Origin of the sequence: Martinezella miluonensis (assembly GCF_900094545.1) — a bacterium.
GTDB lineage: Bacteria > Pseudomonadota > Alphaproteobacteria > Rhizobiales > Rhizobiaceae > Rhizobium > Rhizobium miluonense.
Map to the genome: position 1 here is coordinate 102,547 of NZ_FMAH01000009.1, position 15,800 is coordinate 118,346.

The 15,800-nt window shown below is 59.3% G+C and carries 12 protein-coding genes and 4 pseudogenes; 4 read left to right on the forward strand and 12 right to left on the reverse strand.

The genetic code is table 11. From position 1 onward, the window contains the following. Nucleotides 1-504: 504 nt before the first annotated feature. Nucleotides 505-626 (reverse strand): annotated as a pseudogene (locus GA0061102_RS32580) (IS110 family transposase); the annotation flags it as partial. A 207-nt stretch (nucleotides 627-833) separates the two neighbouring features. Between GA0061102_RS32580 and GA0061102_RS10950 the strand changes: the two are divergent. Then, nucleotides 834-1,588 (forward strand): IS5 family transposase gene (locus tag GA0061102_RS10950; RefSeq protein WP_092846769.1). Its coding sequence is split into 2 segments (ribosomal slippage): nucleotides 834-1,167 and nucleotides 1,167-1,588, totalling 756 coding nucleotides; the frame shifts between segments, so codons are not numbered across the junction. Between the two features lie 16 nt (nucleotides 1,589-1,604). On the opposite strand, the gene GA0061102_RS10955 is transcribed toward GA0061102_RS10950, so the two are convergent. Then, nucleotides 1,605-2,300 carry a class I SAM-dependent methyltransferase gene (locus GA0061102_RS10955; RefSeq protein ID WP_092846771.1) on the reverse strand — a complete coding sequence of 232 codons (696 nt, stop codon included), beginning with the start codon at nucleotides 2,298-2,300 and terminating at the stop codon, nucleotides 1,605-1,607. A 234-nt stretch (nucleotides 2,301-2,534) separates the two neighbouring features. On the opposite strand from GA0061102_RS10955, the pseudogene GA0061102_RS10960 reads away from it, so the two are divergent. Further along, a pseudogene (locus tag GA0061102_RS10960) lies at nucleotides 2,535-3,533 on the forward strand (IS110 family RNA-guided transposase); the annotation flags it as partial. A gap of 537 nt (nucleotides 3,534-4,070) precedes the next feature. Here GA0061102_RS10960 and GA0061102_RS33495 read toward each other — a convergent pair. The 7 genes and pseudogenes from GA0061102_RS33495 to GA0061102_RS10990 form a co-directional block, all read right to left on the reverse strand. After that, nucleotides 4,071-4,278: pseudogene (locus GA0061102_RS33495) on the reverse strand (hypothetical protein); the annotation flags it as partial. A gap of 118 nt (nucleotides 4,279-4,396) precedes the next feature. Beyond that, nucleotides 4,397-5,281, reverse strand: coding sequence for an SMP-30/gluconolactonase/LRE family protein (locus GA0061102_RS10965; RefSeq protein WP_092846773.1), 885 nt, complete (start codon nucleotides 5,279-5,281; stop codon nucleotides 4,397-4,399). 61 nt (nucleotides 5,282-5,342) lie between these two features. Continuing rightward, nucleotides 5,343-5,573, reverse strand: a complete 231-nt coding sequence (locus GA0061102_RS10970; RefSeq protein WP_092846775.1) for a hypothetical protein — start codon at nucleotides 5,571-5,573, stop codon at nucleotides 5,343-5,345. Between the two features lie 143 nt (nucleotides 5,574-5,716). Further along, complete coding sequence (locus GA0061102_RS10975) at nucleotides 5,717-6,565, reverse strand: hypothetical protein (protein WP_092846777.1); 849 nt, start codon at nucleotides 6,563-6,565, stop codon at nucleotides 5,717-5,719. A gap of 3 nt (nucleotides 6,566-6,568) precedes the next feature. Next, nucleotides 6,569-7,405 carry a phosphogluconate dehydrogenase C-terminal domain-containing protein gene (locus tag GA0061102_RS10980; protein WP_092846779.1) on the reverse strand — a complete coding sequence of 279 codons (837 nt, stop codon included), beginning with the start codon at nucleotides 7,403-7,405 and terminating at the stop codon, nucleotides 6,569-6,571. Nucleotides 7,406-7,536: 131 nt separating this feature from the next. Beyond that, nucleotides 7,537-8,913 carry a four-carbon acid sugar kinase family protein gene (locus GA0061102_RS10985; protein ID WP_092846781.1) on the reverse strand — a complete coding sequence of 459 codons (1,377 nt, stop codon included), beginning with the start codon at nucleotides 8,911-8,913 and terminating at the stop codon, nucleotides 7,537-7,539. After that, nucleotides 8,910-10,166: a ribulose-bisphosphate carboxylase large subunit family protein gene (locus GA0061102_RS10990; protein WP_092846784.1), complete on the reverse strand. Its 1,257-nt coding sequence runs from the start codon at nucleotides 10,164-10,166 to the stop codon at nucleotides 8,910-8,912. Before GA0061102_RS10990 ends, GA0061102_RS10985 begins: the two co-directional genes overlap by 4 nt. Nucleotides 10,167-10,619: 453 nt before the next feature. Between GA0061102_RS10990 and GA0061102_RS10995 the strand changes: the two genes are divergently transcribed. Further along, the gene (locus GA0061102_RS10995) at nucleotides 10,620-11,519 is read left to right on the forward strand and encodes a LysR substrate-binding domain-containing protein (RefSeq protein ID WP_092846786.1); all 900 of its coding nucleotides are present in this window, start codon (nucleotides 10,620-10,622) and stop codon (nucleotides 11,517-11,519) included. Nucleotides 11,520-12,035: 516 nt separating this feature from the next. Here GA0061102_RS10995 and GA0061102_RS11000 read toward each other — a convergent pair. Then, entirely contained in the window at nucleotides 12,036-12,281 is a 246-nt protein-coding gene (locus tag GA0061102_RS11000; RefSeq protein WP_245297981.1) for a transposase, read from the reverse strand. Between the two features lie 44 nt (nucleotides 12,282-12,325). Then, on the reverse strand, nucleotides 12,326-13,594 hold the full coding sequence (locus GA0061102_RS11005) for an MFS transporter (RefSeq protein WP_092846790.1): 1,269 nt from the start codon (nucleotides 13,592-13,594) through the stop codon (nucleotides 12,326-12,328). Between GA0061102_RS11005 and GA0061102_RS11010 the strand changes: the two genes are divergently transcribed. Continuing rightward, nucleotides 13,593-14,999, forward strand: coding sequence for an aminotransferase-like domain-containing protein (locus tag GA0061102_RS11010; protein WP_092846792.1), 1,407 nt, complete (start codon nucleotides 13,593-13,595; stop codon nucleotides 14,997-14,999). The genes GA0061102_RS11005 and GA0061102_RS11010 overlap by 2 nt on opposite strands. A gap of 46 nt (nucleotides 15,000-15,045) precedes the next feature. On the opposite strand, the pseudogene GA0061102_RS11015 reads toward GA0061102_RS11010, so the two are convergent. Then, nucleotides 15,046-15,750: pseudogene (locus tag GA0061102_RS11015) on the reverse strand (IS6 family transposase). Nucleotides 15,751-15,800 lie beyond the last annotated feature (50 nt).

Below are 15,800 nucleotides of genomic sequence, written 5' to 3' on the forward strand. Positions count from 1 at the left end.
CCAGGACGGCTTTCGCTGTCCTGTTACACCTCCAGAGGGATGCGCTGGTTGATACCCCCGAGCGCTGGAGCCGAAGAACCTCGCGCTTGGCCATATCGGCTTTCATCTACTGGGGACAAGATGGGCACTGCCGTATCGAAAGCCGGGGCCTTGCTGGGTCGGGCCGATGACGGCTCGAGCCATGCCGTGCACCTTCAGACTACGTAGCTTTGTGACGACGGGCTGCGCTAGCAGGATGATGACGCGTGGCGGCTTCCTGCGATCCGGGTGCGTTGACCACCATAGTGTTCGACATTCGCTTTGGGTTCACGCAGCCTCCGCTAGGCAAGGACTTTTGGTATGGCAGCGAGACGGTCGGAAGCAGCCATCCATACGGCCTTTGATGGCGGCCGATCGATGCTGCTGACCCTGATGAGGGTCGCAGATCTGGTCCCATTCACTCCTACGCGCTCTTGAGCGCATCACCCCAATGGCGGGCTTCCAAATCCGGCTCGACCGTTCGCATCCGCAGATGCCTTGACGCATCACAATCCCAAACTCAGCAAGATGCGCTCGCAAAGCATTGATCAGCATCGTCCACTGTTACGCTAGCAGTCCCGAGTACGATGGAGCATCAGGATGCCTTGCGGCTCTTCAATTTTACCCGACCACGAAGCGCATTGTCGGCCAAGTCGCCGCCATCAGGACGCGAGCCTTGGGCAGTTGCACGAGCCTTTATTCTCCGTAGCTTGCGCTGTAGTATTGCCGTCTCGATCGACCCCGTAAACCTAGGCTCACGACCTATTAATTTGGTTTGACTTGTGATTCAGAACTTTCTTTCGAGGAGGCTGTGAATGGGTGATCTGTTTCTGCTGAGCGAGCGTCAGATTGCGCGGGTCTCGCCGTACTTCCCGGTGGCTCACGGCGTATCACGCGTGGACGAACGGCGGGTGGTCAGCGGGATTGTTTATGTCATCCGCAACGGCCTGCAGTGGAAGGACGCGCCCAAAGAGTACGGGCCTCACAAAACGCTCTACAACCGGTTCATCCGTTGGAGCCGACTGAGCGTGTTCGACCGGATCCTTGCGGCTCTGGCAAGTGAGGGGCCTAAGCCCGATCGGATCATGATTGACGCAACTCACCTAAAGGCGCACCACACGGCAGCCAGCCTGCTCAAAAAGGGGATGTTCCCCGTCGTATCGGGCGCACGAAGGGCGGCCCAAACTCCAAGCTCCACGCTGTCTGTGATGCGGCGAGTCGGCCCATCATCCTGCCGCTGTCGGAGGGCCAGATGAGTGACCATAAGGGTGCCAGGCTCGTGCTCGAGGCTTTGCCTTCCGGCTCCACGCTGATTGCCGACCGAGGCTACGACAGCAACTGGTTCCGGGAGGCACTCGCGGAGAAGGGCATCGAGCCCTGCATTCCGCCAACCAGAAACCGGAAAACTCCCATCGCCTATGACAAGGCGCTGTACAGTCAGCGTCACAAAGTCGAAAACATGTTCGCCAAGCTCAAGGACTTGCGTCGGATTGCCACCCGCTATGATCGTTGCGCCGACACCTTCTTCTCAGCGATCTGCATCGCGGCAACAATGATTTTTTGGCTTTGATCCACAAGAGCCGCCCTCACGCTTTCATGGCGGAAAAGAATAGAAATCGCGGCTTGGTTGTCAGGTTATGATATGCCTCTGGGAAGCGCGAGCGGGCCCCGGGATCGGGCTGAGGTTCGTTCAGTAACTCGAGTTGGAATCCTGCCGACTTCAACGCATCAAGCATGGAGTGAAGTGGGCGATGCCAGAAGCGCATTGTCATGGACTTCCCGCCACGCTGCCACGTTTCGCTGAAGCTATAGGTCTCGAAATAGTTTTCGTGGCCCTCCAGCTGGTGATCCATAAACGGGTGATGCGTGGAGAAAACCAAGCGGCCGCCTTGGGGCAGCAGACGGGCGAATTCCGAAAGGGGGGGTGCCCAGTCTGGCAGATAGTGCATGACAAGGGAGGCGAGGATCAAATCGAAGCAGCCATCGTCGAAGGGCATTGGTTCGTTCAGATCCGCCACCAACAATCGCGCCCGACCCTCCAGGCGACGTTCTGCGATCTCGAGTAATCCCGCACTTGAGTCGATACCAGTTAGAATTGCCCCTCGGTCGAGGAGTGCCGCAGCATGGGCTCCGCCGCCGCACCCTGCGTCAAGCACCCGAAGCCCAGTGACATCTCCAACCATCGAAAGAATGGCTGGGCGTTCGTAATAGGCATTCCAGGAATTGTTCTCGTTGTCAGCGTCATAGGCCGCTGCAAACGCATCATAATCATTCTCCGGCAATACTTGCTCCTGTGCCAAAGATCTCGTCCGAAGACGAGTACTTATCGGCTTCTGATACCATTGATATATCGGTCATGTCGAACGACTGACCCACTGACAAGGCCATGCGTTCGGCTTTGATCAATGAGATGCTGTAACGGGGCCTGCGCCGTGCACCATCGGCTCAAGCATCTTGCAATTGCTCGCGGCAAGCTGTCGCTGTTCCCGTATCAGTCTCAATCGGAGGAATACGGGATGAAGCTGTTTATCGGACTGGATGTATCACTGGCGAAGACCGCCGTCTGTGTGATCAATGAGCATGGCAAGATCGCAAAGGAAGCGCAGGTTCCCAGTGATCCCCAGGCGATCGTGGACTTTGCAAACACCCTGGAGGGAGCGGTCGCCATCATAGGGCTGGAAGCCGGACCGCTGTCCCAGTGGCTGCATCGCGGTCTGGCCGATGCCCGACTGGACGTCGTTCTGATGGAAACCTGACAAGTGAAGGGCGCACTGAAGGCAATGCCGATCAAAACGGATCGGCGCGACGCTGAAGGGATTGCCCGACTGCTTCATCTGGGCTGGTTCAGGCCTGTACATTGCAAATCCGTGTTGGCACAGGAGGTTCGCGCGCTTTTGGCCGCCCGCAAGGCGATTCAGCAGGGCATGATCGCGCTGGAGCTATCGCTGCGCGGACTGCTGAGAAACTTTGGCCTGAAGGTTGGCGCCATCTCACGCGGCCAGTTCGACGCCCGGATCAGGGAATTGGTGGAAGGCAATTCCATGCTGCAAGCAGCCGCCGGGCCGATGTTACGTGCGCGCACCAGCCTGCGCCATGAACTAGCCGGGCTCGAACGTCAGGTCCGTCTGCTTGCAAAGGACGATGCGGTGTGCCGGCTGTTGATGACGATGCCAGGTATCGGGGCGGTCGTCGCCTTAACTTTCCGATCCGCTGTCGATGATCCCGCGCGGTTCTCATCGTCCAAGAAAGTTGGTCCATGGGTTGGCCTTACACCGTCGCGCAACCAGTCCGGGGAGCGCGACGTGATCGGCGGCGTTACGCGGGCTGGGGACGCCAATCTGCGAAGAGCCTTATGTCAAGCGGCTACCGTCATGATACATCGGGGGCGCTCGACATGGCCGAGAAGCTGGGCTGCGCAAGTTGCCAAACGCCGAGGTGCGAAGCGTGCGATGGTGGCTTTGGCAAGGCGCATCGGCACGATCCTTCACCGGATGTGGAAGGGTGGTACAGAATTCTCCACAGTCCCGTTGATCGCCAAGTCGGCCAGAGCGTTACAGCAGAACCATATCGTTGACGTCGGCCTGAGCGCAGACCTTCGAGGTCCCAACCGGGACGCGGTTCCGATAATGCCGTGGTCAGGACTGTCGCCGGCCTCGGGTCGAGCACGCCAATGAGATGGGCACATCGGAATTGCCGCACTGAACCAGCATCATGTTGGCAGCCATCGCGCTGACCACGGACCGAAGCATGAACCCGGGGCGACCTCAAACGAAGGGCGAAGCGAGCTAGGTATCGGCGATAGGGAATCTATAGGAATTATTTGCCGCACTGGCAGCATGACTGCGCTGCTGCGGTCGTCACTTTTTGCTTGACTGGAACGGTCCCGTTACCGAAGTCCTGGCCCTAAAGATGGGCTTGGCGATTTCCGGGCCGACTGTGATGGACGGTTCTCCCGATTGTGACCTTGGCCACAGTATGGCACAACAGCGCCGAGTGCGGACGCCGTCCCTTCTTCACTCCATAACCGGCTCAGCTCTGCGCGAAAATCAATATTTATGGGCTTCCAGCAATGCCGAACCTAGGGTGACGAAGGCCGCTGGTGTTCCTTCAACGCCCCTTTGGAGTTCCGCCCGCACGTCACATCGGGATTTCGCCCAGGCGCCAAGTCTTGCCGACAATCCGGTCATGGGCCTTTGCTACGATGTCGGTAATAGCACTGCACCACTCCACCGCGCATACGGCGAGTATGGCAAGACGGCGCCACGGCTACCGCAGAGATGTCCTCGAGCGCCCGTCGCCGGCCATCTCCAGAGCCGCATCGACGATGCTCATGCCTTGGAGCTATCACGAAGTCCCGGCCAAATCATCGGCACACCGCTTACTCTGGAGCCCCGTTGTGCAGCGGGAGGCCAGCAATCCCAACCTCAAATTTCTGCAACGTACCAGTTTCAGTTTCGGTCACGTAGACAGCCGTCTCGTCTCCAGCACCGAAAACGAGGTTTGTCGGCTGGTTACCATCTGTCGCGATCCGCTGTTTGACACGCCCGGACGGATCCAGCACCACGACCTCGCCCTGAGCATAGACAGCCACATAGAGATCACCATTCTGGGCAAATTTCATTCCATCCGGTCCATGGAAGGTGAGCAGAGGCTCGTCCGGATCGGTGTTGGCCCATAGCTCAAGCGGACCGACGCGCTCGGGCGACCACTCACATCGCCAGATATTTCCGCCTAGCGTCTCCGCGATATAAAGATGCTGATCCCGCGGGCCGAAGGCGATTCCGTTGGTGAAGCGGATCCCAGTGAACAGTTGTTTCATTTCGCCGGTTTTCGGGTCAAGGCGATACACGGCGCCTTTATATTCCACCTCATTCCAGTCCCGGCGCACGAACCCGTCGGGCGAAAGCTCCGTCACACTGATGCCGCTGTCGGTGAAATAGAGCATGCCGTCAGGTCCGAAGCATAAATCGTTGGGGAAAAGCAAAGGCGAACCGAGATAGCTGGTGCAAACGACTTCTATATTTCCGGACATGTCCATCTTCAGGACAGCCGGCGGATTGGTTTCTGCTATCCAGATCGCTCCATCCGCGTCAGTGGCGAGACCGTTTGGCCTGCCGGTACGCGCAATCTCTCTGCGTTGCTGCGCGTTCTCCGTCAAATGGCTGACACACCCACGTTCCGCTCCCATCTCGACCACAAGAAACTCGCCTTTCGCCAGGGCAACGGGGCCTTCGGGCGCGCTCAGGCCTGTACAATATTCCATTCTTGCCTCCCAAATTTGTCTGCCGCGCAAGCATCACCGCGATGCGCTGCGATCTTTGTTTTCAGTTACTCATTACGAATTCACGCAGAGCGGATATCCTTCGAAATAGATGGTCGCCGATCTGCAAACCCTCGATCACTTCACGCTCGCCACCCAGGGCGCCTGCCGGCTTCAGGTTGACTTTGAAGCTGCCACCGGACAGTTCGTCGATCTTGGCGGCAAAAGCCTTGGCCCCGTCGTCACAGTGCGACTCGAGCGGCGCAGTGGAGGCAAGGTTGAACTCTTCCGCCATGGCAGCAAAGTTGAAAATCTCTGCTGCGAGAATGATGCTGGCTATAGTTCCAGTGACAATGCGTCATTTGGTTTTCCTCCTGATGCGCATAGAGATGAGTTGCCAGCTAGTTGGTTGCGAATGGATTTTCGCAGATCTTGAAATCAGGAGCTTCGGTCAGCGGCGGTCATTGTTGGTGGATACTTCGCCAGCGTTTCCGAAAGCGGCGACCCGGGCTTAACGCCCCGCGCCTGCGCAGCCTTGTTGGCGAAACTGATCACACCATGCTGCAACATGTCGCGAGGATCGCCTATTCGACCGGTCATGCAGTCGATGGCAGCTGCGGCCAAGCCTTCAGCATCCATCCGGGTCAGCGCGGCGATTCCTGCGCGGTCGCAACCGACCCCCGCATCGTTGAAGACCGTAAGGCCTGGACGGAACCGAATGGCATATTCACCCGCGGGGATACCGCCATGCGATCCGGTCACGACGATCTTGTCGGCGTCCCCCGGAGTCAGCATTGATACGGAGTCCAGCACAACAATATCGTTGTCACCGCAGGTGGCACCGCATCGCAACAGGGTAGAGACGTTATCGTCTTCGATTTCTCGTTCCACCGGTGCGTCCCCGTACAGAAGCTCAGCTGCTTCCAACAGTTTCTGGTCGCTGCGAACACCAAGGGCGGTGGCGGCAGGATTTGCATGGCTAATGCGGCCATGCACCCACATGTGTTCGCCATTACCGATTCGCGCTGAGGTGCAACCAATCGTAGCTGCGGGCAGTCCCGCGCGCTCCAGCACGTCCAACCCCGCAATGCCGGCCCCGTCCTTGCCACCTCCGGCGTCGTTGAAGATCACTCCGAGAAGGCCCTTGCCAAGAACGAATTTGGCCGAAGACAGTCCACCGTGCGATCCCGAAACCACCACCGACCCTGCATGACCTTCGGAAATGATCGTGATCGTGTCACACACGAAAATCTTGCAGTCGCTACTGGTCTTCGGCCAAACGTTCATGTTTCAAACCGCCTGCGTTATCGACTTGATCGACTTGACCATTTCGTCTTTTTCGAAGACCTGACGCCACTCGGGGTTCAGAAGTTTCGGCTTGGCGTCCTCGATTGCCTTCAGGCACCCGTCCGACATCGCCGTCCCCTTGATGTGCCCGAAGATGATGGCGGATTCCGCGTAGATGTGTCCCAGTGTGAAGTCGCGAGCCATCACATAGGGAACACCGCGCTTCTCCGCTTCGAGAATGGCTTCGTTGATGAGAGTCAAGCATGTAGCGACGACCGTTTCCGACAACACGGGCTCAAGAATGGCCATCTGTTCGACGGTCGCACGATGCACCTGCGATACCGGAGCATAGAAGCAACTGGCTAGATCGGCACCAAACGCGAAATGCTCTTCCGGGCCCTGCATCAGGGCGCAGACGATCGCCTGTCTTGCTCCAGCGCCGCCGAATGTATCGCGTGCTGCAGTCTCGTCGGCTTCCCAGTTGAACATCGACGGATGGCAGGGATGCGCAATGAAATAGCTCAGATCCGAACGATCGGGCATGTCCCCGGCGTAGGGTGCCGCAGCATCCAGAACGATAACCACCGTGCCGGCGCGCAGTTCGGGCGCGATCTGCGCGGCGATGCGACCGATGGCGTTGTCCGGGACCGCGAGGATCACCGCATCGCAATCGGAGAAGTTGACGTCTCCGGTGCAGGTCCGCCCCAATTCGGCTTCGAAAGCGGCCCGACGCTCGGCGTTCACTTCGGCATAGATAACTTCATAGGCGGACCGGGACAGATTGCGAGCCAGCCGCATTCCCATTTTTCCGCCCGCTCCCAACAGGATGACCTTGTTCATTTCCTATTCTCACCTCCGAGTTGTTCAGAACCGGGTTCTGAAATTGAGCTTTTCTGGATGAAAAACCGCGATTTTTGCGTTCAGCCGCAACACTTTGAATGCTGAGGAATTTCGACTGTCTGACTGTGGCATCAGGCGGCCCTCCCCCCGTTGCGAACGATAGAGAAGAATTCCGGTGGCCCCATCTGGCCCCCTTTGAGTGCGACCTCGTAGTTGGACTCATGCGAATCTGAGGAATGCGCGCGGCACAGCGGCACGCCCGGCGCGATCGGAGCGAGGAACGTCAATGCCTGGATACCCAGCTTCAGGGCCGCATGGCCCGATGTGTCGCCGCCGGCAATTGCTGCGCGCGCGACTTTTCCGTCGTGCATGACGCGAAAAACCGTCTCGCCCAGCCCTGCGCCGATGCGTTCGTTTGCTATCTCGGTCGAGGTGCCACTTGTCCGGATTGCATCCTTCATGCGGACAAGTGCCGGATCATCCGGTCCGACTGCAGTATACATCAGCGGCGAGCGCCCCGCACCCAGCGCTACCAAAGCCAGATCCCCCGCGCGACCAAGCTCGCTTTGCCATGCTTCAGGATCAACAGCGAGCGCCGCATCAAGCCGGATCAGCTCGAAACCTGCTTCTTCGGCATGCGCGATCTGTTTTGCCGTGACAGGCGAGCAGGAACCCGATGCGCAAACAATTTCTTGGGCCATGCCTGCGTGAAACTTCTGAGCGGGATCGGTGGGCAGCAGGCCCTCTGATCTCCAGTAGGCAATCAGGGCATGTTCCAGACCTTGCGAGCCGACAGCAAACTGCCGTGCGCCGCGGTAGGTCCAGATCAGTCGGCCAGCCTCAGTCAGCGTGTCGTTGTCGATCACATCAAGCGCGACGATCTCCGCACCGCGATCACGTTCCACACACAGGGCTTCATCCGATCTGCCGTGCTTCATGGCGACGAAGTCTATCAGACCGATCAGGCGATCTGTCTGCCTGGCTAGGTGAAGGCGCACATCGGCCTCGCTCATCGGAGTGACCGGATGGTGAGCCATGGTAGGGTGACGATCCAGCCGATGAACCCTGTCGCCTGCGAGAGCAAACAGATTGCCGAACGTCTGGTAGCGCCCGATATCCGGCGAAGCCACGACGAGCGGGATCCAACCGCTGCTAAAGATCGGGGCCGCCAAGTCGATCGCGTGACCGATCGAGCCAAGCTCAGCGGATGAATCAAAGGTCGAGCAGACCTTGTAATGCGTGATCGCAGCGCCCAGGTCGGCAAGGACGTGATAGATGGACGGCAGATGCTGGCTCATCCAGGCCCGGTTCTGAGAGCGGGCAATCCCCGCAATCCCGATCGCACGGCAATCGCTGAAGTGGGAAAGCAGCTCGGCATCAGGCGCTTGCAGGAACAGCACCGCAGGCAAACCCGCGAGGGTCATCGCCTCAAGAACGGCGGTTGACCCCGTGAAGTCGTCACCATAGAACCCGAGCAACGGGCCGCTGGGTAAACCGGGCGCTGTCATGCCGCTTGGCCCATCAAGGACCGCGCCAATGCGGGATGGTCCCGTGCGGCCTCTTCAAGGCTGATCCCAGCAATGGACGCTTCATAAGCCCGACGCAAGCTGCTCACGCCCGCGGCTGGTCCGTCCGGATGAGCCATGATTCCGCCGCCGGCGGCCACCATGAGGTCCGCACTACCCAATCCCGCATAGGTTGCGGGAGCTTGAAGAGCCGTTTGCGCGGAAGAGAAGACCGGCATGGCGATACACGACTTGGCGTCGAACATCGGCGTCAGGCACGTTTTTGCCGACGCGATGACACTGTCGTCGTTTTCGGAGAACTTGCTCTGCAGACCGTTCACATGCATGTGGTCCGCCCCTGCCAGACGCCACAACTTCTGCCAGGCGACGTAGGACCAGCCTAGCATGGGATGACGGGTAAGATAACCCCAACCGTTGCGATGGGCGTGGATCGGCAGTGCGTTGTGCCGACCCAGCTCGATCATTCCGACCAAGCCAACCGAGTTGAGGCTCGCCATGACGCAGGTACCGCCGTGTTCGACCACCACATCGTGACGACGGCGCATTTGATCAAGATCCCCCGTCAGGTTGAAGGCAAACATCACCTTCTTGCCAGTCCGGTCGGCGTGGCGGTTGATGGTGGCCATAACGGCGCGAACACGATCGTTGAATGGGCAAGTCGGACCGTCCGCTTGCAGCTCGTCATCCTTAATGAAGTCGATGTCGGCCTCGCACAGTGTCTGCACGAGATCCGCGGTTTCCTCAGGACTGAAACCAACAGACGGCTTCACGATAGATCCGATCAGCGGTCCTTGCGTCACCCCAGTCAATTCCCGCGTCCCCGCGACGCCGAAACGCGGACCTGGGTAGGCCGAGGCAAAGGCTTCGGGCAGGCGCATGTCAAGCAGGCGCAAGCCGGAAAAGTCACGCAATTCGAAAAGATTACCAGCCACGGTCGCGACAAGGTTGGGCAGGGATGGCCCAATATTGTCGATCGGCCACGACAGCGTGACGCGGGCTCTCTTGATCGGTGCGCTGTCATAACCCGCCGCCCCCGGAAGCGAAGGCAGATCGGCTTCGGAAATGACCTCGACGGACTCGACCCGGGCTGCGGCGCGCGCTTTCAGCTCAGGCGTCTCGCCGGGGACCTTGGCAAAGGTGCCACTGGACTGTTCACCCGCCATCACCTCCGCGGCCTTGTGCGGATTGTTCGCGGTTTCGATGATGTAATCGGCTTCGATGCGTTGAAGGGCCATTCTCTTGTCCTTGTGCGTAGCCGCCTTTCAGGCGACGGATCTGCTGCCAGTCGACGGAGACCGGTAAGTCACCGCCCCACCGTCGTTCGGTCGGACCGAAGACAGTCTGACGTGATGATTGATTGGTTTGCCCATGCCCTGAGGATTACGGCCGATGCAACCAAGGCATCTAACCCGCGCTCGGCCGAACGCACGGCGGCGGTTGTCAGGCACGTGACGACACAGACTGGATGTGTGCAATGCTTCTGCAGAAGTCTTTTATCATAGCCCCTCCCAAGGTCCGTGTCTCACGGGTTCGAGCACCGCACATGCGCCGTTCAGTTCCGGTTAATGCGTGCAGCCCACCAGTCCTGAGGCGATATTGACGGGCGACGATGCGGGTGACAAACGACTTATGTTCGTCTATATATGATTTATTGTCACGCGTGAGCCCGGACGGTCTGTGGAAATCTGATGAGTGTGCTTCCATCACTGAATGCCCTGCGAGCCTTCGAGGCTACTGCGCGGCACAAGAGCATTTCTCTTGCGGCAGCCGAACTCAACGTCACACACGGAGCTGTGAGCCGGCACGTCAAGTCACTGGAAGCGGCGCTGGCCCAACCGTTGATTATCCGCAAGGTGCGCTCGATCGACATCACACCTGAAGGGGTCATACTCGCTGAGGGGTTGGCGGCGGCATTCAAGACTATCTATGCCACACTCGAAGACATGCGGCCGGGACCGCTCTCGCTTTCCTGCTCCTCCTCCATGGCGATGTGCTGGTTAGTTCCGCGAATGAGCCTGTTTTACAAACAGCACCCCGAAGTCGAGGTTAAGCTCGACATGAACCACGACCGGATAGACTTTGGTCGTGACAACACCAGCATTGCCATCCGGAATAGCACGATCAAGCCCCAGAGGAATATCATAGTCCGCGACCTTGGTGTGGAATGGATCGGCCTTGTCTGCTCGCCTGAACTTGCTCAATCGCTAGATATCCGGAACCTATCAGATATTCCGAAAGCACGACTACTCAGGACACAGACCAGGCCGACGGCCTGGCTCGAGTGGCTCGAGAGTTCTGATGCTGGGGAAGCATATCTGCCTCCTCAGACGGAATTTGCGCATTTCTATCTCATGCTTCAGGCAGCCTCCTCCGGTCTGGGCCTCGCTGTTGCGCCTTACATGCTCGCACTTCAGGACTTGTCACTTGGACGCCTCGTCGCGCCGTTCGGATTTGTTCCAGGGCCGCGAAAGACAAGCTTGTGGATCGCACCACAAGCGCAGGATCGGCGAGACGTGCGCGCACTAGAGCGATGGATAATCTCCGAAATGACGCTCCATTCGGAACCCGATAGCAAACCTACTGACTAGTCGCCCGGCGCTCAGAGAGCCGGCAAGCCATATCATCCAGCTTCGTAGTTGCCGGCCAACGGCAGCGGAGTTCATTCTGATCGCGTAGAGGGTGCCTCTCTCAAGGCGATACCATCAATAATTTGATCGCGAAGCTTTGGACCAAGGGGGAACGCCTCCCGAGTGCTTCAAAAAACTTCTCATAGTGCTGGCCTGGCAATCGGCCCTTTAATTGCGGAACCTTGTCAAGTCTGTTGTCCGTGCCAGGGTCATGGTCCTTGTCGAGGCCATGGCCTCATGATGATGTTCGAGTTGGATGCCTCAACTTGCTTAGCGCGGTACTGGAGCCACAGCTGACTGAACGAGATCACTACAACCACCGTCCCGGCGGGACATCACAGGCCTGGGTCAACCCTGCGATCTCGAGAGAATGTTATAGTTAGGCCGGCTCCTTGCCCCACTGGAGCGAAGTGCCATCGACCTAGATGCAGTGCAGGATGACGGCCAGTTTGCGGGCGATGGTGACCTGCGCCTTCTTCATGCCATTGCGTTTGGCCAGCCGCAGCCCACGACCTTCAGCGCGCACCAACGCCTCGTTAGATGCAGCGGCACACTGGCCGCCTCGAAGAGATAGGTCCGCAGTAGGCCGATCGCCCCATCCAGAGATATGACCTGTGGCATCTCGCGCGACTGCTTGCGCCGCGGCGTTAGGCCCAGATAGGCGCCAATTGATGCAGCGCTTCGGAAACGGGTCGGACCATCAATGGTACTGCGGAGGGACATCGCCGTCTGACTTTCACCGTCATCACGGTCGGCGAGATCCGCTTCTAGGCGATTTCTGTTCGTGTCCAATGCAGCATCCAGCCGGCAATCGCGATGTTGGCTGTCACCAGCCCCACCATCACGAGGAGTGCGGTGTCGATGCCGTCGGCTGCGATCAGGCTGCCAGCGAAATAGGGAAAGCCGAACAGGCCGACGAAATAGCCGAGCGTGAACACTTGAGACGCAACTGGGACAGACAGTCCCCGTTCACCAGCCAAGTTCACGACCATGGCATTCAGGGTCGAATAAGTGAGGCCATAACCCGCCGCAAAGAGGACGGTCGAAAGGATATACAGGATTGAGCTACCCGCGTTGGCGACGAGAAGGGTGAGGCCGAGGAGTGTCACAACGAAGAGGGCGAGCGCTAACGGCCCAAGCGCCAGCTTGCCGATCATGGGTGCGACAGAGAAGCGCAAGGCGACCGTGATGACGGTGAAAGTTAGGAAGAAGATATCCGGGGTCAATCCGCGCGAATCCGCATAGAGGCTCTGGAACGTCGAGAGCCCTGCGAACATACAGGCGGCGATCCCCATCATGATCACCGGCGCGACCGTCTTTGCCCGGAGAATGGACAAGGTTGCTGGAACTGACAGGGCGACCGCCCGCATCGGCAACTGCGGCTGAACGGCCATACGCCTCCGGATCACCAGGGAGAATGCCGCCGCGAGGGCGCAGAAGCCGGCATAGAACGCATAGGTGTTGCTGGGGCCGCCAAAATGATCGGCGATGACACGGCCCAAGGGCGCGGACACGCCGATCCCGAGCATCTGCGAGCCCGACAGGTGAGTCAGCGCTTCCAGGCGCGCGGAAGGCTTGAGGCAATGGATGAGCTGGATCGGAGCCAGCATATAGAAGATCGCCCAACCGAGGCCCAGCAGAAGGCCGCCGGCATAGGCGAGTGGCAGGCCGCCGGTTCCGATCATGGCGAAGCAGGCCATCGCGGCCGCCATGATCGACGCGGATGTGGCGAGCAGCGGCAGGATGCCGGTGCGTTCGGCTAGGCGTCCAGCAAACAGGGAGCCGACGAGCGTCGCGACCGTTCCAACGCTGACGATAGAGCCCGCCGTTGATGCCGCATACCCGGCCGCGCGCAGGGTGTCGGCAAGCAGGAAGCTCGAACCATAGGCCATGGCTAGCGCCACGGCGGTTATGAGATAGGGAGCGAAGAGGCTGACGGGCAATCTTCCGGCCAGCATATGCTGAGCCGTATCGACCGTAACGGGCTTCGAAAGCGTTTCCGTTACCTGATGAGAAGTGTTATCTATATTTTTCATGAAGAGAGATAACAGACTATCAATCGTTATTCAATCCTTGCGGGACGCGGCAGCTGCCGCCCGGCCGGGAACGCGGCTACCTTCCGTGCGGATGCTCGTCAAGGACCATCGCGTCAGTCCGGCGACGGTGGAGCGGGCCTTTGCGCAGCTTGTCGGCGAAGGCTTGATCGAGCCCCGCCCCGGTCAGGGAACCTTCGTCCGTCAGGCGAAGGAAAGCACGACCGACAGGTCTGATTTCTCCTGGCAGTCCGTCGCGCTCGGAGCCGCGCGCGCGGGCAGCGGATTCATGGAATCCCTGTTGACCGTGCCACCGCCCGAAAACCTGATCCTGAGTATGGGCTACCTGCCGCCGGACCTTCAGGCGTCGAGCCTGCTGGCCAATGCACTCCGGCAGACCTCCGGGCGGCCAGAACTCTGGGATCGCCTGCCTATCGAGGGCCTGGAGCCTTTGCGGGCATGGTTCGCGCGCGCGGTCGGAGATGGCGCGGTGTTCTCTCCCCATGACGCTATCATTTGCGGCGGGGGACAGTCGGCCATCGCCACGACCTTTCGTGCGCTGGTTCCGCCGGGGCGTCCGGTCCTCGTGGAGACGCCGACGTATACGGGTGCTATTTCCGCTGCCCGCGCGGCCGGCCTTGAACTTGTCCCCGTGGCGACGGACGAACAGGGAGTCCGACCGGAACTACTGGCTGACGCCTTCCGGCAGACGGGATCCCGTGTTTTCTACAGCCAGCCGACGTTCTCCAACCCCTCTGGCAGCATCCTGTCGGCAGAGCGACGTGCCGCCGTTCTCGATATCGCTGCAGAAGCGCGGGCCTTCGTCATTGAAGACGATTGGGCGCGCGATCTCGATATGACGGGTACGGCGCTTGCGCCTCTTGCGGCTGGCGACCGGCACGGGCATGTCGTCTATATCCGCTCTCTCGCCAAATCCGCTGCCCCGGGATTGAGGGTCGCGGCGGTCATGGCACGCGGGGCGGCGTTGGCCCGTCTGAAGGCTGCTCGTGGCTGCGACGACTTCTTTGTTTCCGGTCCCTTGCAGGCGGCTGCTTTGGCGGTTGTTTCCACACCAGGCTGGAAGCGCCATCTCAATGCTGCCCGTGCAGCTCTGATCGAGCGCCGCGATGCCCTTGTCGGCGCGTTACGCTTGGAATTGGGAGATCGCGTGACGTTTCAGGTGCCGAGCGGAGGCATGCATCTCTGGCTGCGCCTGCCGGATCACATTCAGGACGTTGCGCTTGCGGCAGAAATGGCCCGGCAAGGCGTCGTCGTCAGTGCCGGTCGCACATGGTTTCCGGCCGATACAGAAGGCTCCTTCCTACGGCTGACATTCGCAGGTCAGCCCACCTCCCTTCGCGAGGGCGTAAAGCGGCTCGGAAAGGTCATCAAGCAAGAAATGAGGTGATGTCAGGTTAAATTCGCCAAGCCGATTTTGGACGGATGTATCGCGATCAGGCGGTGACGCCAGCGACGGCGTTCCAATTTGCCATGGCCTGACGGCGATACAGGCGGGTGGCTATAGTAGTGTGTTTCGATGGAGGCGGCACGAAGAGGTTTCGGGTCGCCGAAAAGATTGAAACGAAGCGTTGCAATCCGCCCGGTGACAGAAATCCTTGCATGACCCGCTCTCGTTTTCGCAAAGGCAGATGTGAATTCTCGGCGCGGTTGTTCAAGCCTTTATGCGATCTATGCTCGACAGCCGGCATGACTTGGCGTCGGGCTGCTCCATAAGAGCGAAGCTTATCCGTGACGATGCGCTTCGGCAGGCATCTCTGCTTCTTTATCAACCGGATCAACAGACGCTTGGCAGTCTTATTATTACGCCGGCTCTGGACGATTTCATCGAGAATATAGCCATCCTGATCGACGGCGCGCCACAGCTAGCGCTCCGTACCACCAATCGTAGCAACGACTTCATCCAAGTGCCACACAGCGCTTGAGCTCGGCGTTTTCCTCAGCAGACGGCTGGCATATTCCGGGCGGAACTTCTTGGTCCAGCACCGGACCGTCTCATAGGAAACGGCAATGCCGCGTTCGAACGGCATCTCTTCCACCAGCCGTAGGCTCAGAGGAAATCGAACGTAGAGCCAGACGGCATGCGCAATTATGGACGGCGGAAAACGATGACGCTTGTAACTGACGGCAGCTTGGATCATGCCGGCCGAATATCAGCCAACCGCTTCATCCCAGTTAACCTGACATCACC